19 protein-coding genes are annotated in these 15,587 nt (G+C 69.9%); 11 read left to right on the top strand and 8 right to left on the bottom strand.

Features of this window, described 5'->3' with window-relative positions; all coding sequences use genetic code 11:
• Positions 1-1,831: tetratricopeptide repeat protein (locus ACFU99_RS11240; RefSeq protein WP_384389141.1), on the top strand; the 1,831-nt coding region annotated here is incomplete at its 5' end.
• Between the two features lie 98 nt (positions 1,832-1,929).
• Here the strand turns inward: ACFU99_RS11240 and ACFU99_RS11235 are convergent.
• Positions 1,930-2,298 carry a hypothetical protein gene (locus tag ACFU99_RS11235; RefSeq protein WP_384389138.1) on the bottom strand — a complete coding sequence of 123 codons (369 nt, stop codon included), beginning with the start codon at positions 2,296-2,298 and terminating at the stop codon, positions 1,930-1,932.
• 4 nt (positions 2,299-2,302) lie between these two features.
• Positions 2,303-3,175: a mycothiol conjugate amidase Mca gene (mca, locus tag ACFU99_RS11230; RefSeq protein ID WP_384389135.1), complete on the bottom strand. Its 873-nt coding sequence runs from the start codon at positions 3,173-3,175 to the stop codon at positions 2,303-2,305.
• A gap of 95 nt (positions 3,176-3,270) precedes the next feature.
• On the opposite strand from mca, the gene ACFU99_RS11225 reads away from it, so the two are divergent.
• Both ACFU99_RS11225 and greA read left to right on the top strand, forming a co-directional pair.
• Positions 3,271-3,681: a DUF4307 domain-containing protein gene (locus ACFU99_RS11225; protein WP_384389132.1), complete on the top strand. Its 411-nt coding sequence runs from the start codon at positions 3,271-3,273 to the stop codon at positions 3,679-3,681.
• A gap of 165 nt (positions 3,682-3,846) precedes the next feature.
• Positions 3,847-4,344 (top strand): transcription elongation factor GreA, encoded by a 498-nt coding sequence (gene greA, locus ACFU99_RS11220; protein ID WP_384389129.1) that lies wholly within the window; start codon positions 3,847-3,849, stop codon positions 4,342-4,344.
• 87 nt (positions 4,345-4,431) lie between these two features.
• Here the strand turns inward: greA and ACFU99_RS11215 are convergent, their stop codons facing one another.
• The 3 genes from ACFU99_RS11215 to ilvA all read right to left on the bottom strand — a co-directional run bounded on the left by ACFU99_RS11215 (position 4,432) and on the right by ilvA (position 7,819).
• Positions 4,432-5,292, bottom strand: coding sequence for an ABC transporter permease (locus tag ACFU99_RS11215; RefSeq protein WP_384389126.1), 861 nt, complete (start codon positions 5,290-5,292; stop codon positions 4,432-4,434).
• Positions 5,289-6,371: an ATP-binding cassette domain-containing protein gene (locus tag ACFU99_RS11210; RefSeq protein WP_384389123.1), complete on the bottom strand. Its 1,083-nt coding sequence runs from the start codon at positions 6,369-6,371 to the stop codon at positions 5,289-5,291. Before ACFU99_RS11210 ends, ACFU99_RS11215 begins: the two co-directional genes overlap by 4 nt.
• Before the next feature lie 197 nt (positions 6,372-6,568).
• Positions 6,569-7,819 carry a threonine ammonia-lyase gene (gene ilvA, locus ACFU99_RS11205; RefSeq protein ID WP_384389120.1) on the bottom strand — a complete coding sequence of 417 codons (1,251 nt, stop codon included), beginning with the start codon at positions 7,817-7,819 and terminating at the stop codon, positions 6,569-6,571.
• 163 nt (positions 7,820-7,982) lie between these two features.
• Between ilvA and ACFU99_RS11200 the strand changes: the two genes are divergently transcribed.
• The 3 genes from ACFU99_RS11200 (at position 7,983) to ACFU99_RS11190 (ending at position 9,307) form a co-directional block, all read left to right on the top strand.
• Complete coding sequence (locus ACFU99_RS11200) at positions 7,983-8,510, top strand: MarR family winged helix-turn-helix transcriptional regulator (RefSeq protein ID WP_384389117.1); 528 nt, start codon at positions 7,983-7,985, stop codon at positions 8,508-8,510.
• 78 nt (positions 8,511-8,588) lie between these two features.
• Positions 8,589-9,059, top strand: coding sequence for a sigma factor-like helix-turn-helix DNA-binding protein (locus tag ACFU99_RS11195; protein ID WP_384389114.1), 471 nt, complete (start codon positions 8,589-8,591; stop codon positions 9,057-9,059).
• Positions 9,056-9,307: a hypothetical protein gene (locus ACFU99_RS11190; protein ID WP_384389111.1), complete on the top strand. Its 252-nt coding sequence runs from the start codon at positions 9,056-9,058 to the stop codon at positions 9,305-9,307. Before ACFU99_RS11195 ends, ACFU99_RS11190 begins: the two co-directional genes overlap by 4 nt.
• Positions 9,308-9,391: 84 nt before the next feature.
• Here the strand turns inward: ACFU99_RS11190 and ACFU99_RS11185 are convergent, their stop codons facing one another.
• Positions 9,392-10,558 carry a cystathionine gamma-synthase gene (locus ACFU99_RS11185; RefSeq protein WP_384389108.1) on the bottom strand — a complete coding sequence of 389 codons (1,167 nt, stop codon included), beginning with the start codon at positions 10,556-10,558 and terminating at the stop codon, positions 9,392-9,394.
• 166 nt (positions 10,559-10,724) lie between these two features.
• On the opposite strand from ACFU99_RS11185, the gene ACFU99_RS11180 reads away from it, so the two are divergent.
• Both ACFU99_RS11180 and msrA read left to right on the top strand, forming a co-directional pair.
• Positions 10,725-11,831, top strand: a complete 1,107-nt coding sequence (locus ACFU99_RS11180) for a hypothetical protein (RefSeq protein WP_384389105.1) — start codon at positions 10,725-10,727, stop codon at positions 11,829-11,831.
• Between the two features lie 86 nt (positions 11,832-11,917).
• The gene (msrA, locus tag ACFU99_RS11175) at positions 11,918-12,595 is read left to right on the top strand and encodes a peptide-methionine (S)-S-oxide reductase MsrA (RefSeq protein WP_384389102.1); all 678 of its coding nucleotides are present in this window, start codon (positions 11,918-11,920) and stop codon (positions 12,593-12,595) included.
• 85 nt (positions 12,596-12,680) lie between these two features.
• Here the strand turns inward: msrA and ACFU99_RS11170 are convergent, their stop codons facing one another.
• Positions 12,681-12,896 carry a DUF397 domain-containing protein gene (locus ACFU99_RS11170; protein ID WP_384389099.1) on the bottom strand — a complete coding sequence of 72 codons (216 nt, stop codon included), beginning with the start codon at positions 12,894-12,896 and terminating at the stop codon, positions 12,681-12,683.
• Complete coding sequence (locus ACFU99_RS11165; protein WP_384389097.1) at positions 12,893-13,684, bottom strand: helix-turn-helix domain-containing protein; 792 nt, start codon at positions 13,682-13,684, stop codon at positions 12,893-12,895. Before ACFU99_RS11165 ends, ACFU99_RS11170 begins: the two co-directional genes overlap by 4 nt.
• A 381-nt stretch (positions 13,685-14,065) precedes the next feature.
• Here ACFU99_RS11165 and ACFU99_RS11160 point away from each other — a divergent pair, with 381 nt between their 5' ends.
• The 3 genes from ACFU99_RS11160 to ACFU99_RS11150 all read left to right on the top strand — a co-directional run bounded on the left by ACFU99_RS11160 (position 14,066) and on the right by ACFU99_RS11150 (position 15,394).
• The gene (locus ACFU99_RS11160) at positions 14,066-14,401 is read left to right on the top strand and encodes a hypothetical protein (RefSeq protein WP_384389094.1); all 336 of its coding nucleotides are present in this window, start codon (positions 14,066-14,068) and stop codon (positions 14,399-14,401) included.
• Positions 14,402-14,712: 311 nt separating this feature from the next.
• A complete protein-coding gene (locus tag ACFU99_RS11155) occupies positions 14,713-15,006 on the top strand; it encodes a hypothetical protein (RefSeq protein WP_384389091.1) in 294 nt (97 codons plus the stop codon).
• Between the two features lie 67 nt (positions 15,007-15,073).
• Positions 15,074-15,394: a hypothetical protein gene (locus ACFU99_RS11150; protein WP_384389088.1), complete on the top strand. Its 321-nt coding sequence runs from the start codon at positions 15,074-15,076 to the stop codon at positions 15,392-15,394.
• Positions 15,395-15,587 lie beyond the last annotated feature (193 nt).

Here is a 15,587-nt window from a genome sequence, read left to right as displayed (position 1 = left end):
GCGCTACACCGACCAGCCGGAGGACGCGCAGCGGCTGCTGCGCCGGCTGGCGCTGGCGGGGCGGGCGTCGCTGGGGCCCGCCGCCGCGGCGGCGCTGCTCGGCGCCGGTGAGCAGGAGGCCGGCCGGCAGCTGACGGCGCTGGCCCGCGCGGGGCTGATCGACCACGTCCGCGGCGGCCGGTACCGGGTGCACGACCTGGTGCGGGACTTCGCGCTCGCCCGGCTGCGCGAGGACGAGGAGGAGGGCGAGCGCATCGCCGCGCAGGAGCGGCTGATCCGCAGCTACGCGGAGCTGGCGGACTCCGTCATACGGCTGGTGGACGGCAAGACGTCTACGCGCGCGGACCAGTTCGGCTCGCACGGCTTCACGTCGCTGGACGCGGCGCTGCGCTGGCTGGACGACGAGTCCACCTTCATCACGGCCGCGCTGCGGCACGCGGAGGGCGTGGACCAGTCGGTGGTGCTGCATCTGCTGGGCGCGTTGTGCGACTACTGCCTGCTGCGCGGCGATCTGTACCGGCTGGGCGAGCTGAGCGAGCTGACGCAGGCCACGGACCGCGGGCTGCTGGTGCGTTCGGTGCAGTGGCGCACGGGTGTCGCCGCCCGTCAGCTCGGTGAGCTGGACAAGTCCCGCACCACGCTGTCCTCGGTGGTGGACCTGTACTTCGACGCCCACCACCCGGCGGGCGCGGCCCGCGCCCTGCGCGATCTTGGTATCACCTTGCAGCACCAGGGCAATCTGGAGGAGGCCGCGGCGAAGCTGCGCGAGGCGCTCGATCTCCAGAGCACCCAGGAGCTGCAAGGCGACCGGGCGTGGACGCTGCACGCGCTGGCGGCGGTCGAGCGCGACCGGGCCCGGATAGCCGAGGCCCTGGGGATGCTCCATGAGGCGCTGGAGCTGCACCGGGAGAGCGAGAGCGTGCACGGTCAGGCGTGGGCGCACTTCCAGCTCGGCCAGGTGCGGCTGCGGATGGGCGAGGTGGGCCCGGCGGAGGAGGAGTTCCGCGAGGCGCTCGACCAGTACGGGCGGACGCAGGACGGCCGCGGCGCCTCGTGGGCGCTGACGCAGCTGGGCCGGGCCCGGCTGGTGGCGGGCGACTTCGCGGCCGCCGTCGACCAGCTGCGCCAGGCGCAGTCCCGGCACCGGGAGAACGAGGACGCGCGCGGCGAGGCGTGGACGCTGTACTACCTGGGGCAGTCGCTGGAGGAGCGGGGTGATCAGGACGCGGCGGTTCGGGCGCTGGAACGGGCGCGCAACATGTTCAGCCGGATGCGGGACGTGTACGGGCTGGCGTGCGCCCGGCACCACTGCGCGCGGGTGACCCGTGACCAGCGGGCGGCGAAGACGGGTTCGCTGCGCAACAGCGGGTTCGCGCGGCAGCTGCTTCAGGACGCCCGGCAGGACTTCCACCGGCTGGGGGTGCCGCACGGCGAGGCGTGGTCGTGCCTGGAGCTGGCGGTGATCGACGGCGGCAACGGCCGGGCGTCGCAGGCGCTGGAGCTGGTGGACGAGGCCACGGCGCTGTTCGCGGGGTACGGGGACCGGCGCGGGGAGAGCTGGGCGCGGTTCCTGCGCTGCACCCTGCTGCCGTTCGCGTCGCCGGGCGGGTCGGTGGTCGGCGTGGCGGTCGCCCAGGAGGAGCTGGACCGGCTGCGGGAGGACCTGCGCGGCGCGGACTGGGTCGGCGATCCGTCGCTGGAGGACTGCGCGGAATCGTTCGCCCTGGTGCTGGAGCGCGGCGTCGAGCCGGAGACGGGTTGGCAGGCATGGCGACTCGGCATGGTGCCGAGCCGCCGGGCCCGCGAGGTGATGGCGGTGCTGCCGCGGTAGGCGCTGCCACGGGAGGGGCGGCGGGCGGGGTGCTCTCCGCCTCCTTCAGCCGACAGCGGTCAGCCGACAGCCGTCAGCCGACGGTCAGCCACCAGCCGTCAGGCGGGGGAGACGCCCTTCGTGCCCTTGACGCCCTTGGCGGGGGTCGCGGGCTCGCTCTGCGCGGCGGCCTCGCGCTGGGCGGCGCCGCCCTTCGCCGCGCCGCCCTTCGGGGCCCCGGCCCCGCCCTCCGCGGGGTCCGTGGTTCCGCGCTCGGCCGGCTTCGCGGGCCCGCTTCCGGCGGGCTCGTCGAAGTCCACCTTCCTCATGTGCTTGTTCATGCTCTTCATCAGCAGCCATACGGCTCCGCCGATGAGGGCGAAGACGATGAAGCCGAGGACGCCGGGGGTGACCTTGTTCTTGTCCAGGTCACTGGCGGCGAGCGGCACCAAGTGGGTGACGGCCAGGGAAGCTGTCGCGCTCATCATGGACTCAATTGTTGCGGATACCCGCGAAGAGGTCGTGCTCGGGGAGGGATGTCGGCACCCGCGACTGCGCGAGCTCGTACTCCTCGGTGGGCCAGACCTCCTTCTGGAGGTCCATGGGGACGCGGAACCAGCCGCCGTCGGGGTCGATCTGAGTGGCGTGGGCGATCAGCGCCTTGTCCCGGATCTCGAAGAAGTCGGCGCACGGGATGTAGGTGGTCAGGGTCCGCTCGCGCTGCCCGAACTCCTTCCAGCGCTCCAGCCACTGCCCGTACGGCGAGTCGAGGCCGCGGGCGAGGAGCGCCTCGTGCAGGGCGAGGGTGCGCTCCCGGTTGAAGCCCTGGTTGTAGTAGAGCTTCAGCGGCTGCCAGGGCGCGCCGGCCTCCGGGTAGTAGGAGGGGTCGCCGGCCCGCTCGAACGCGGCCATCGAGATCTTGTGGGTCATGATGTGGTCGGGGTGCGGGTAGCCGCCGTTCTCGTCGTACGTGGTCATCACGTGCGGCTTGAACGTACGGATCAGGCGGACGAGCTCGCCGGCGGCCTCGTCGACGTCCTGGAGGGCGAAGCAGCCCTCGGGCAGCGGCGGCAGCGGGTCGCCCTCGGGCAGTCCGGAGTCGACGAAGCCCAGCCACTCCTGCTTGACGCCGAGGATGTCGCGCGCCTCGTCCATCTCCTTGGCGCGCACCTCGTGGATGTGCTCCTCGATGTAGGGGTCGCCCTGGAGCTTGGGGTTGAGGATGGAGCCGCGTTCTCCGCCCGTGCAGGTGGCCACCAGCACGTCCACCCCCTCGGACACATACTTGGCCATGGTGGCCGCGCCCTTGCTCGACTCGTCGTCGGGGTGGGCGTGCACGGCCATCAATCGAAGCTGCTCAGTCAAGGCTCGATCCTCAGTCACTGGTCAAAAGAGATGCCTCCTATAGTGACCGAAGCGGGGCCCGATTCATTCCGGGTTCCACAACCAGGAGGACGATCATGGGTGCGGTGCGCGAGGAGCTGCCCGCCGGGCGCTACGGCCGGTCGGCCGACCAGCGCGCCGACCGGAAGCTGAAGGTGATCGGCGCGGTGCTGGGCGCGGCCCTGGTCGGCGTCGTCGTCTGGTTCGGCGTCCACCACATCAGCGCGGCGGACGTCTCCGGCGAGCTGATCCGCTCCAAGATCGTCTCCGACGACTCCGCGCAGGCGGTTCTGGAGGTCCGCAAGGACCGGGACACGCCAGCCGTGTGCACGGTGCGCGCGCTCGACAAGAACCAGGCCGAGGTCGGCCGCAAGGACGTCACCCTGAACGAGCGCGAGGACCATCTGACGACGCTTGTCAAGATCCGCACTACCGGCCTCGGTACCGCCACGGAACTGGTCGGCTGCAAGTCCGCCACGAGCGGGTGACGTTCCAGCGGTCCCCTCGTTGACCTGCGCTGACGCGTTTCATATGGCTTCCCTCCTCCCCCTTTCCGGCCGGAATTGTTAGGCTCGTGGTTTCGCCCACCTTTGAAGGCGCACCCTTCTGAGTAGGGCGTTCATTTGTATTCCCAGCACCGACGAGGAGCACCTGTGACCCAGACCAGCGACAACGTCACCTGGCTGACTCAGGAGGCGTACGACCAGCTCAAGGCCGAGCTGGAGTACCTGTCTGGTCCCGCTCGCACCGAGGTCACCGCGAAGATCGCGGCGGCCCGTGAAGAGGGTGACCTGCGCGAGAACGGCGGGTACCACGCGGCCAAGGAGGAGCAGGGCAAGCAGGAGCTCCGGGTCCGCCAGCTGACCCAGCTCCTCCAGCAGGCGAAGGTCGGCGAGGCCCCGGCGGACGACGGCATCGTCGAGCCCGGCATGACCGTCACCATCGCCTTCGACGGCGACCCCGAGGACACGCTGACCTTCCTGCTGGCGTCGCGTGAATACGCGAGCGCGGACATCGAGACCTACTCCCCGCAGTCCCCGCTGGGCACGGGGGTCAACGGCAAGAAGGTCGGCGACGACGCCGGCTACGAGCTGCCGAACGGTCGCACGGCCACGGTGAAGATCCTCGCCGCCAAGCCCTACACGGGCTGACCGACAGCACACGGCGCTCGGGCCCCGTTACGACCTCCGCGGAGGCGGGTACGGGGCCCGAGCGCTCGTATGTGTACGGCGCGGCCCTCAGGCCGTCGCCGAGCGGTACTTGCGCACCGCGAGCGTCCGGAAGACCACGATGATCACGACCGACCAGATCAGCGACGCCCAGACCGGGTGCTGCATCGGCCAGGCCGCGGCCACGGGGTAGTCCGGCGGCAGATTGCCGAACAGATGGCGGGCCGCCTGCACGGTGGCGCTGAACGGGTTCCACTCCGCGATGATCCGCAGCACCATCGGCATGTTGTCGGCGGGCACGAAGGCGTTCGAGATGAACGTCAGCGGGAAGAGCCAGATCAGCCCGCCGGAGGTGGCTGCCTCCGGGGTCCGTACGGACAGCCCGATCAGCGCGCCGATCCACGAGAAGGCGTATCCGAGCAGGAGCAGCAGGGCGAAGCCCGCCAGCGCCTTCGGGAACCCGGCGTGGATACGCCAGCCGACGATCACCGCGACGACCGCCAGCACCACCAGGGTCAGCGCGGTCAGCACCAGGTCCGCGAGCGTACGGCCGGTGAGGACCGCGCCGCGGGCCATGGGCAGCGAGCGGAACCGGTCGATGAGCCCCTTGTGCATGTCGTCGGCGATGCCCGCGCCGGCGCCCGCCGTGGCGAACGTGACGGTCTGGGCGAAGATGCCGGCCATCAGGAACTGGCGGTACATGGTCGGGTCCGTGTTGCCGCCGAGGCTGATCGAGCCGCCGAAGACATAGCTGAACAGCACCACGAACATGATCGGCTGGATCAGTCCGAATATCACCATCTCCGGGATGCGCATCATCCGGATCAGATTGCGCTTGGCCACGACCAGGGAGTCCCGGACGGACTGGGTGACGCCGCCGCGGGGCTGCGGGATCGCGGCGCGGGCCGAGACGTCGCTGACGGTGCTCACTTGGCGCCCTCCTTCACGTCGGCGTCCTTGACGCCCTTGACGCCCTTGGTGCCCTTGGCGCCCTTGGTCTTCTTGGCCCCCTTGCCCCCCTTGGCGTCCGGGTCGGCGCCGTCGTCGGCCGCCGCCGTCTCGTCGTCGGCCTCGGCCGCGTGGCCGGTGAGGGAGATGAACACGTCGTCCAGGGTCGGGCGGCGCAGCCCGATGTCGTCGATCTCGATGCCGCGCGCGTCCAGCTCGCGGATCACCTCGGCGAGCAGCTTGGCGCCGCCGGTGACGGGCACGGTGACCTTGCGGATGTGCTCCTCGACCGTGGCCTCGCCCTTGCCGAAGCCCCGCAGGACCTCCTGGGCCGCGGTCATGTGCTCGCGCTCGTGCACCACCAGCTCGACGCGCTCGCCGCCCGTACGGGCCTTGAGCTGGTCGGAGGTGCCGCGGGCGATGACCCGGCCGTGGTCGATGACGGCGATGTCGTGCGCGAGGTGGTCGGCCTCCTCCAGATACTGCGTGGTGAGCAGCAGCGTCGTGCCGCCCGCCACCAGCTCCCGGATGACCTCCCACAGCTGCTGCCGGTTGCGCGGGTCCAGGCCGGTGGTCGGCTCGTCCATGAACATCACGGGCGGGCTGACGACCAGGGCGGCCGCGAGGTCGAGGCGGCGGCGCATGCCGCCCGAGTACGTCTTGGCGGGCCGGTCGGCGGCGTCGGTGAGATGGAAGCGCTCCAGCAGCTCGACGGCGCGCGCCTTCGAGTCGCGGGCGCTCATCTGGTAGAGCTGGCCGACCATCTGGAGGTTCTCGCGGCCGGTCAGATACTCGTCGACCGCCGCGAACTGGCCGGAGAGGCCGATCGAGCGGCGGACCTCGTTGGGTTTCCGCAGGACGTCGATACCGGCGACCACGGCCCTGCCGCGGTCGGGCTTGAGCAGGGTGGTGAGCACCCGCACCGCGGTGGTCTTCCCGGCCCCGTTCGGGCCGAGCATTCCGAGCACCGTTCCTTCCGGGACGTCGAGATCGACGCCGTCCAGTGCCCTCACATCGCCGAAGGTCTTCACGAGACCCTCGGCATAAATGGCGCCTGGCATGGATTTACCCCCGTTTTTGGGATGGTTCCACGATGAATTTTATGGTTCGCCGGAATTAGCGCGCCCTACGGCTTTTGTCCACCGTAAGGCCGCCATCAGCCCGGCACCTCCCGGACCATACCCCAGACGCGATACATCGCGATACACCTACGTCGCGAATGCCTCTCGCGCATCCCCCTGGCGCGGATACGCGAGCCTCACGCCCGGACGCTGTAGCCCGCCTCCCGCAGAGCCGTGCCCACCTCGACGCAGTGCTCCGGCCCCTTGGTCTCCAAGTGCAGCTCCACCTCCGCCTCCGCGAGCCCGAGCCGGGGATCGGTCCGTACGTGGCTCACATCAAGGACGTTAGCGTCCACCACTGACAAGACCTCCAGAAGCGCCGCCAGAGCACCCGGACGGTCCGTCAGACGCAGTCGCAGCGAGAGATACCGGCCGGCGGCGGCCATGCCGTGCCGCAGCGTCCGCTGCATCAGCAACGGGTCCACATTGCCCCCCGACAACACGGCGACCACGGGCCCCTCGAAGGCCTTCGGCGCCGACAGCAGCGCGGCCACCGGACTCGCCCCGGCCGGCTCCACGACGAGCTTCGCCCGTTCCAGGCACAGCAGCAGCGCGCTGGAGAGCTCGTCCTCGGAAACCGTACGGACCTCGTCCACGAGATCGCCAATGATTTCGAACGGGACGTCGCCCGGCCGTCCCACCTTTATGCCGTCCGCCATCGTCGTCGGCGCCTCGATCGACACCGGGCGCCCGGCCGCCAGCGACGGCGGGTACGCGGCGGCGCCCTCCGCCTGCACCCCCACGACCCGTACGTCCGGCCGCAGCGCCTTGACGGCCACCGCGATGCCCGCCGCGAGCCCCCCGCCGCCGATGCCGACCACGATGGTCCGCACCTCGGGGCACTGCTCCAGGATCTCCAGCCCCACCGTGCCCTGCCCCGCGATGATGTCGGGGTGGTCGAAGGGGTGGATGAAGACGGCCCCGGTCCGCCGCGCGTACTCCTGCGCGGCCTCCAGCGTCTCGTCGACGACCTGCCCCTGGAGCCGCACCTCGGCCCCGTACTCGCGGGTCGCGGCGACCTTCGGCAGCGGCGCGCCCTCCGGCATGAAGACCGTCGAGCCGACCCCCAGCAGGGACGCGGCCAGGGCCACCCCCTGCGCGTGATTGCCCGCGCTCGCCGCGACGACGCCCGCCGCCCGCTCCTCCGGAGTGAGCCCGGCGATCCGCACGTATGCGCCGCGCAGCTTGAAGGAACCGGTGCGCTGGAGGTTCTCGCACTTGAAGTGCACGGGGGCGCCGACCAGACCGGACAGGAAGCGGCTGCCCTCCAGCACGGTGGACCGCGACACCCCCGAAAGCATCTTCTGCGCGCTGCGCACATCGTCCAGGGAGATCGCGGGCAGCTGAGCCCCCTCGGGGGCGTCCTCGTCACCAAGTTGTAGGGCCATGGCCGCAAGTCTCGCAGCTCGCCCCTCCTGCGACCGCTGCGGCCCGTGCGTAACCATTGGTTTGCGCAGCGCTGGTACGGGCGGCCCGTGGGCCGCGTACTGTGTCCCCCATCCTCAGCCCACCGCACGAAGTGAGCCTCCGGCCATGCCCATTCCTTCGGACATGACGACAACCGCTGCGACCCGGGGCGCGACCCCCGAGTCAGAGACCACCGCGGCCATCGACCCCGTTGTCCTCGACGCGCTCCAGCACCAAGTGGCCGTCTTCGCGCGCCGGGCGGAACAGACCCGCCTGGGCGGCGTCGGCCAGGCCCGCAACTCCATGGACCGCGCCGCCTACCTGCTGCTCAACCGGCTCGACCAGGAAGGTCCGATGGGCGTCAAGGCGCTCGCCGCGGGCATGGGCATCGACTCCTCGACGGTCACCCGTCAGGTGGCGCCGCTCGTCGACTCCGGCCTGGTCAAGCGGACCTCGCACCCCGAGGACGGCCGCGCCGTCGTCCTCCAGCTCTCGCCGCGCGGCACCGCGCGGCTGGAGGAGGTGCGCACCTCCCGGCGCGAGCTGATGGCGATCGTGACGGACGAGTGGACCGAGGAGGAGCGGAACGCCTTCACCACGCTGCTCACCCGGTTCAACGCCTCGCTGTCCGTCATCCACACCACGCTCCCCCAGGAGCCGCCGGCCTCCTGACCCGGCCCCCGGACCGCCCCGTCCCGCCTCTTGACCCGGTGCGCGGCCTGCCGTGTGCTTAAAGGCACGGGAGGCACGGTGGGAGAGCGGCAAGCGGCACGGGAACGCCGCCGCGCCCGGGAGTTCGAGGCATTCGTCGGGGGCGCGGGCGGCCGGCTGCTGCACGCCGCCGCGCTGCTGACCGGCGAGGAGGAGCCGCACCGCGAGGCCGCCGAGCGGCTCCTGACGGCCGCGCTGGCCCGTACGTACGCGGACTGGGACCAGCTGCGCGGCGAGGACCCGTACGACCGCACCCGCCAGGAGCTGGCCGCCCGCTTCGCACACGCCGCCTGGCACCGCCGCCCCGCCCGTACCGGGGTGCTGGGGCGGCTCTCCCGGCAGGAGCGCCTGGTCCTCGTCCTGCGGCTGTACGAGGGCGTGGCCGAGGAGCAGACCGCGGCCCAGCTGGGCCTCCCCGTGGAGCGCGTGCGCGCCCTGTGCACGCGCGCCGTCGCCGCGATGCGCAGCACCGCCCCCGCGCCCCGGCGGGCCGAGATGGCCACCCCGTGAGCGTCCACGACCGCAAGGAGGACGAGGTCCGCCGGATGCTGGACACCCCGCATCCGGTGGTCCGCCCGGAGCTGGCCGTACGGGCCGCCGAACGCGGCCGCAGGCTGCTGCGCCGCCGCCGGGCGCTGCGGCGGCTGGGGTGGGTGCTGCTGCTGGTGGCCGTGGTGGCGTTCTGCGTGTGGGCCGCGCTCGTACATCCGTGGGTGGCGCCGCCGTCGGACACTGCCCCTCCTTTGGAGGGGTGGTGAGCTCCTTTGGAGGGGGGTGAGCGCGCTCGTACAAAAAAGGGGGGCCCCAGTTCGTACGAACAGGGGCCCCTTTTCGCTACCGGCTCAGCCCAGCGCGCGGGTCAGATCGGCGAGCAGGTCGTCGGCGGACTCGATGCCCACGGAGAGGCGCACCAGGTCGGCGGGGACCTCCAGGGCGGAGCCCGCGGTGGAGGCGTGCGTCATCCGTCCGGGGTGCTCGATCAGCGACTCGACGCCGCCGAGCGACTCCCCGAGGGTGAACAGCTCGGCGCGGTTGCAGACCTCGACGGCCGCTTCCTCGCCGCCCGCGACCCGGAAGGACACCATGCCGCCGAAGGCGCGCATCTGCTTGGCGGCGGTCTCGTGGCCGGGGTGGTTCGGCAGCCCCGGGTAGTAGACCTGGGTGACCTTGGGGTGCGATACGAGCAGCTCGGCGACGCGCGAGGCGTTGGCGCTGTGCCGGTCCATGCGGACCGCGAGGGTCTTGATGCCGCGCAGGGTCAGCCAGGAGTCGAACGGGCCGGAGATGGAGCCCATGGCGTTCTGGTGGAAGGCCAGCTCGTCGGCGAGGGCGGAGTCGGAGGTGACCAGGGCGCCGCCGACGACGTCCGAGTGGCCGCCCATGTACTTCGTCGTGGAGTGCACGACGATGTCCGCGCCGAGCGCGAGGGGCTGCTGGAGGTAGGGGCTGGCGAAGGTGTTGTCGACGACGAGCCGGGCCCCGGCCGTGCGCGCGACGTCGGCGACGGCGGCGATGTCGGTGATGCCGAGCAGCGGGTTGGAGGGCGTCTCGACCCAGACGACCTTCGTACGGGGCTGCATCGCGGCCCGTACGGCGGCAGGGTCCGAGGTGTCGGCGACGGACCACTGGACGCCCCAGCGCTCGACGACCTTGGAGAAGAGGCGGAACGTGCCGCCGTACGCGTCGTTCGGGATGACGACGTGGTCGCCGGGGGTCAGCAGGGTGCGCAGCAGGCAGTCCTCGGCCGCGAGCCCGGAGGCGAAGGCGAGGCCGCGGCTGCCGCCCTCCAGCGCCGCCAGGTTCTCCTCCAGCGCGGTGCGGGTGGGGTTGGCGCTGCGGCTGTACTCATAGCCGCCGCGCAGTCCTCCCACACCGTCCTGCTTGTAGGTGGAGACTTGGTAGATGGGCGGAACGACCGCGCCGGTCAGCGGGTCGGCCTCCTGCCCGGCGTGGATCGCGAGGGTTTCGAAGCTCTGGGCCGGGTGCGGCTGTGAGTGCTTGTCGCTCATTGACCCGAGGGTAGTACCCCGCATCCCGGAACACTCCTGTTCACTTGTCACCGGGGGATGAACGATCCGTCGCCTTCGTCCGTTGAACTGTTCCCTCCACCTATCCACCCGCCTGTTCACCGCTTACGACCACTTCGACCGCTACGACCACTCAACGGGACGCCCCATGGAGTTTCTGTTCATCCTGATCGCCCTCGTCATGATCTGCGGGGTCGTCGCGGTCCCCGCGATGCGCCGCAGGCGTGCCGGACAGCAGGCCGTACAGGGCGCGCGGCTCGCGACCGACCCCGAGGGGGCGTACGGGTTCGTGCCCGCGCCCCAGCTCGACGTGCGGCTGCCCGGTCCGGACCCGGAGCTGCTCGCGGCGCTCGACGAGGCCCGGCGCACGCAGGACTGGCAGCCGGCGGCACGGCTGCTGGCCGGTACGGACGCGGCGGGCGAGCTGCGCTGGCAGCGGGTGCAGACGCTCGCGGGCGCGGCGGCGATGGAGCTGGCCGAGGCGCCCGGCACGGGCGGCATGTGGCTGCGCCACTGGCGGGTGGTGGCCCCGAAGGACCCGGGCGGCGCGGCGGTGCAGGCGCAGTTCCTGCTCCAGCAGGCGCTGCGGGACCCGTCCTCGCAGGACTACCGCATGATCCTGGAGGAGGCCCGTACGGTCTGCGGCGAGGCGGCGCTGCTGGCTCCGGGCGACCCGGTCCCGTACATCGTCGAGCTGGGCGTCGCACGGGGGCTGGGGGCGACCGAGGCCGAGTTCCAGTCCGTGTGGGAGACGGTGATGGGGCGCGCGCCGCACCACATGGGGGCGCATCTGGTGGCGCTGCGCTACTGGAGCGCTGCGTGGCACGGCTCGGCGGAGCAGGCCGAGGGCTTCGCGGAGCGGGCGGCGGCATCCGCCCCGGAGAAGACGCTGCTGCCGGCGCTGCCGCTGTTCGCGGTCCACGACCATCTTCCGGACGTCAACCTGGTGCGCGGCCTGTACCGCGGTGCGGTGGTCTCGCGGGCGATCGACGGGGCGCTCTACGCCGTGCAGCAGTCCCCCGCCGACCATGCGGTACTACCGCACGTACGCCACTTGCTGGTGTGGTTCCTCGTGCGTGCGGAGCGTTATGGGGAGGCGATGGAGCAGCTGCGCCGGGTGGACGGACATGTCGGCGCGGTCCCGTGGTCGTACGGGGCGAGTCCGGCGGCCGAATACGCGGCGTACCGGGCGCTGGCCGTGGCGGGCTGGGAGGCGCAGGGGGGAAGCCCGGCGATGCTGCCGCCGCGCGACTGAGCCGCGCGACTGACGGCCTCGGAATGCTGCCCGGCAACGGAACGTTGTCGCTGTAGAGCCCGCCTGCCCGGTCCCGAGGAGCCTCCATGCTGTTCCACCGCAACAAGAACCACCTCCCCACGCCGGAGGAGGCGCTCAAGGGTCGCCCCGAACCGGCCTTCACGCTGACCGGCCGGCATACGGTCCTGGGCACGCCGCTCACGGGCCCGTACCCGGAGGGCCTGGAGACTGCCGACTTCGGCCTCGGCTGCTTCTGGGGCGCGGAACGCAAGTTCTGGCAGGCGCCGGGGGTATGGACGACTCTGGTCGGCTACCAGGGCGGGCACACACCGAACCCGTCGTACTACGAGGTGTGCAGCGGCATGACGGGCCACACGGAGGCCGTCCGCGTGGTGTACGACCCGGCGGTGACGTCATACGCGGCGCTGCTGAAGATCTTCTGGGAGTCCCACGACCCGACCCAGGGCTTCCGCCAGGGCAACGACACCGGCACTCAGTACCGCTCCGCCATCTACACCCACACCACGGCTCAGGCCGCCGAGGCCGAGTCCTCCCGTACCGCCTACCAATCGGCTCTCGCCGCCTCGGGCCACTCCTCCCCCATCACCACGGAAATCCTCCCGGCCGACGACCGCCCCTTCTACCCGGCGGAACCGGAGCACCAGCAGTACCTGGACAAGAACCCGGCGGGGTACTGCGGGATCGGGGGGACGGGGGTTTCGTGCCCGGTGGGGGTGGCGGGGGCTTCCGCTCCGGACGCCTGAACGGCTGCGTAAGAGCCGACGCCCTTCCGTTACAGACAAATCCCCTACCCTGGGAAAGGCCGGGTAGGGGATTCATTCTGAACAGTCAGGCGTTCAGCTCTCCGGATTTTATCGAGGAGACGAACGCACTCCAAGCAGCTGTGGGGAATATCAGCACAGGGCCGCCGGGGACCTTACTATCCCGAACCGGTATTACGGGGAGATGGTCCGCAATCTCGACACAGGCACCCCCTTGGCCATTACTGTAGCTCGATTTACGCCATGCGCAGTCGCGCAAATCAATCCTAGGCGAACTACTCATTTACCTTCATGCTCCTTCATTACAGAGGTAATAAATTCCTGCGAATCCTCGGGTGAGAGCGCCTGCTTTCCGGCGAGATCGTACATCAAGATGCACGCATCGACCGCTTCTTTCTCTTCCGTAATCTGTCCCGAAACAGAGCCCTCCGTATAGACAATTGGGGGATCTTCATCGAAACGGAACACGACCATCTGCCCCTCCAGCAGAGGGTGTGCCCCAGCTCTGTACGGCAGAACCTGGACGATGACACGCCTGCGCGACATGGCCAGAACGTGACGGATCTGGTCGGCCATCACGGCATGGCCCCCTACCGGACGCCGCAGGGCGGCTTCATCCAGAATCACCAGCACCTGTGGACCATTCCCCGCTTCCGCGTCGAGGATGGCGGCCCTGGCCAGCCGTTCGTCCACCACCTTCTTAACCCTCTCCGGAGACCAGAACGGCGAAGCGGCCATGATGAGCGCTGTCGCATACTCCCTGGTCTGGAGCAACCCTGGAACTAGACTGCCGCCGTACCAGTCGATGCGGCTGGCCTCCGGCTCCAAGGCGAGCGCCTTCGCAAAGTAGTCAGCATACGGAGCGTCCCCCTTCTCCATTCTCTCCACCAGACAGTACGTCTCAACCAGGTGATCGCGCGCTTTTAGTTTGCTGTCCAGCCTTTCCACGAAATCCAGATCCTGCGGCCACCTGATGCCCCGCTCGATGTAGGCCACGTACCCCTGAGAGACAAAGAGCAGGCCGGCCAGTTCGCGCTGATTCAGGCCGACTTCGCGGCGCAGCTTCGCCACCAGCGCCCCCCACTCCTCTCGCGGGGTGGGCGGCCTATTGATCCTGTCATTTCGACGCTTCGCCCCCACTGCACTCATCCCCCTCCGTGGCCGGGATAGTTGAATCCCGTAAAAACAGTTGAGCCGTCATCAGGCCACCCCTAGCCATCAGGTTGGCCGGACCTCGACTCTTGACGCACAGAGTAGCGACCCCATCACAGAACGTGGGCTGCAATGAAGGCTGGTGAGCGATGTGACGACGTACTCCCGAGGTACGTACGTGTACGACGAAGAGCGCAAGGTCGTAGCGCAAGCGGTGGACGACAGAACCGAACCGGCACCCCCGGCCGTACGCACGCGGAGTGGCGGCAACGATTGCCAGGAGCGGCGGGGAACCTCGGAGTGACGGCGACGACCACGGGCCACGGGTCAGCGGACATCGGCCAGTTGGAGGCCATGGCCCCTCTCATCGCGGCCGAGGCGGACGATGCGCTCAGACGCACACTGGCGGCCGCACAGGCGGAGATGGCGATCGTTCAGCTACGGGCCGCTATCGCGAACTGGTTCAAGGGCGCGGCCCTGCCGACGATGCAGGTGGTTCCCGGCACTCAGGCCCTGATCCGCATCCGCAATGGCGGCACCTTGATCATGACGGCTGACGAGGCGCAAAGACTTTGTATTCAGCTGTGGATGACGGCAGCGGCAGAAGCCAGGAACCGCGAAGCGTTGCTCTGCTGACGTCCGTCAGCGCGACCTGCGCCATCGGCGCGCTCGTTCTGCTGATCCCAGCCATTTTTGATGGCGCGATAAAAGCCCCCCGCACCGGATGCCACGTTCACCCCCGGCACACCGTCAAATCGCCGGACCGGTGCGGGGACCGGTTCTCGGGCTCCCGACCTTAAGAGGTCTTCTCTCCTCCGTCCGCCCCTTACGGGGATTCCCTCACCCGAGAGCCCGAGAAGCAGGGCCCCCGTTCCGACCGGCTTGGGCCGATCAACTGGAGCGGAGGCCCGCCCATATCCCTCCCCACAGAGAGCACCACTTCCTCTATGAGCTGGTCCGCAGAATGGGAGTTCAAAGGGCCGGAAGGTCCAGTTCCCGGCAGCATTGAGGCAGATGACTTCCTCGTCCTCCGGTACGGCATCATCAAGTGTGCGGCTCGCGCCGGCGGATCGACGCGTATGGAGCGCGAGGTGCTGTACCTGCTCAATCATCTCTCCCGCACCACCGAGTTGACCGCAGCCACTGCGAAGGGTGGCCGCTGGCACAAGAAAGCAGCATCCGGTGCGTCATGGATTGCCATCACGTGCCACGTGGATCTCGTGAAGGGCGGGCGAAAATGAACAGTCATTTCCTGCCCGGGAACACCGTCCTCCTGCCAACGGACAAGTGGCCCGACGGGCTGGCCTCATGATGAACCAGCAGACTCAGCACGTGATCCTCGCCCCCTCCGGCGCGCCACGGCGCTGGTGCGCCACGTACTCCTTCCAGTCCGATGACGGGCTGGAGCCGGCGAACGGGTCTGTAGGGAACGACTGGTACACCCGAGTGCGGGACGCCATCATGACCGCCGCGATCGGGACCTTGAGGGACCCTGATGATCGCCGCATCCAAGATTTGCGGTATCTCCTCCTGGGCATTTCCGCCAAGGTCATGGTCCAAGGCACCTGGGAGTACACCGACCCATCGAGATGGGCGCATATCCGGATCACATACACCTACGTGACCTGATTACTGCTCACCAATGTGCGGTGGCGGGAGGACTGACGGCTGCTGATGCCTGCGGTGCGCCGTGTGCTTGAGGTGCGCGCCGCGCGGGGTGGCGGTGTCGATGGCGGCTTGGTGCGGGTGCGATTCGGACCCTGCGGGTCCACAACGCGAGCGGCGACGGGGTTGGGGTTGGGGCGGGTTCGCTGTCTGCCGC

It is taken from the genome of Streptomyces sp. NPDC057654 (assembly GCF_042800135.1).
Classification (GTDB): domain Bacteria; phylum Actinomycetota; class Actinomycetes; order Streptomycetales; family Streptomycetaceae; genus Streptomyces.
Note: the sequence above shows the minus strand (reverse complement) of the source record. Positions and strands in the feature narration are given on the sequence as shown.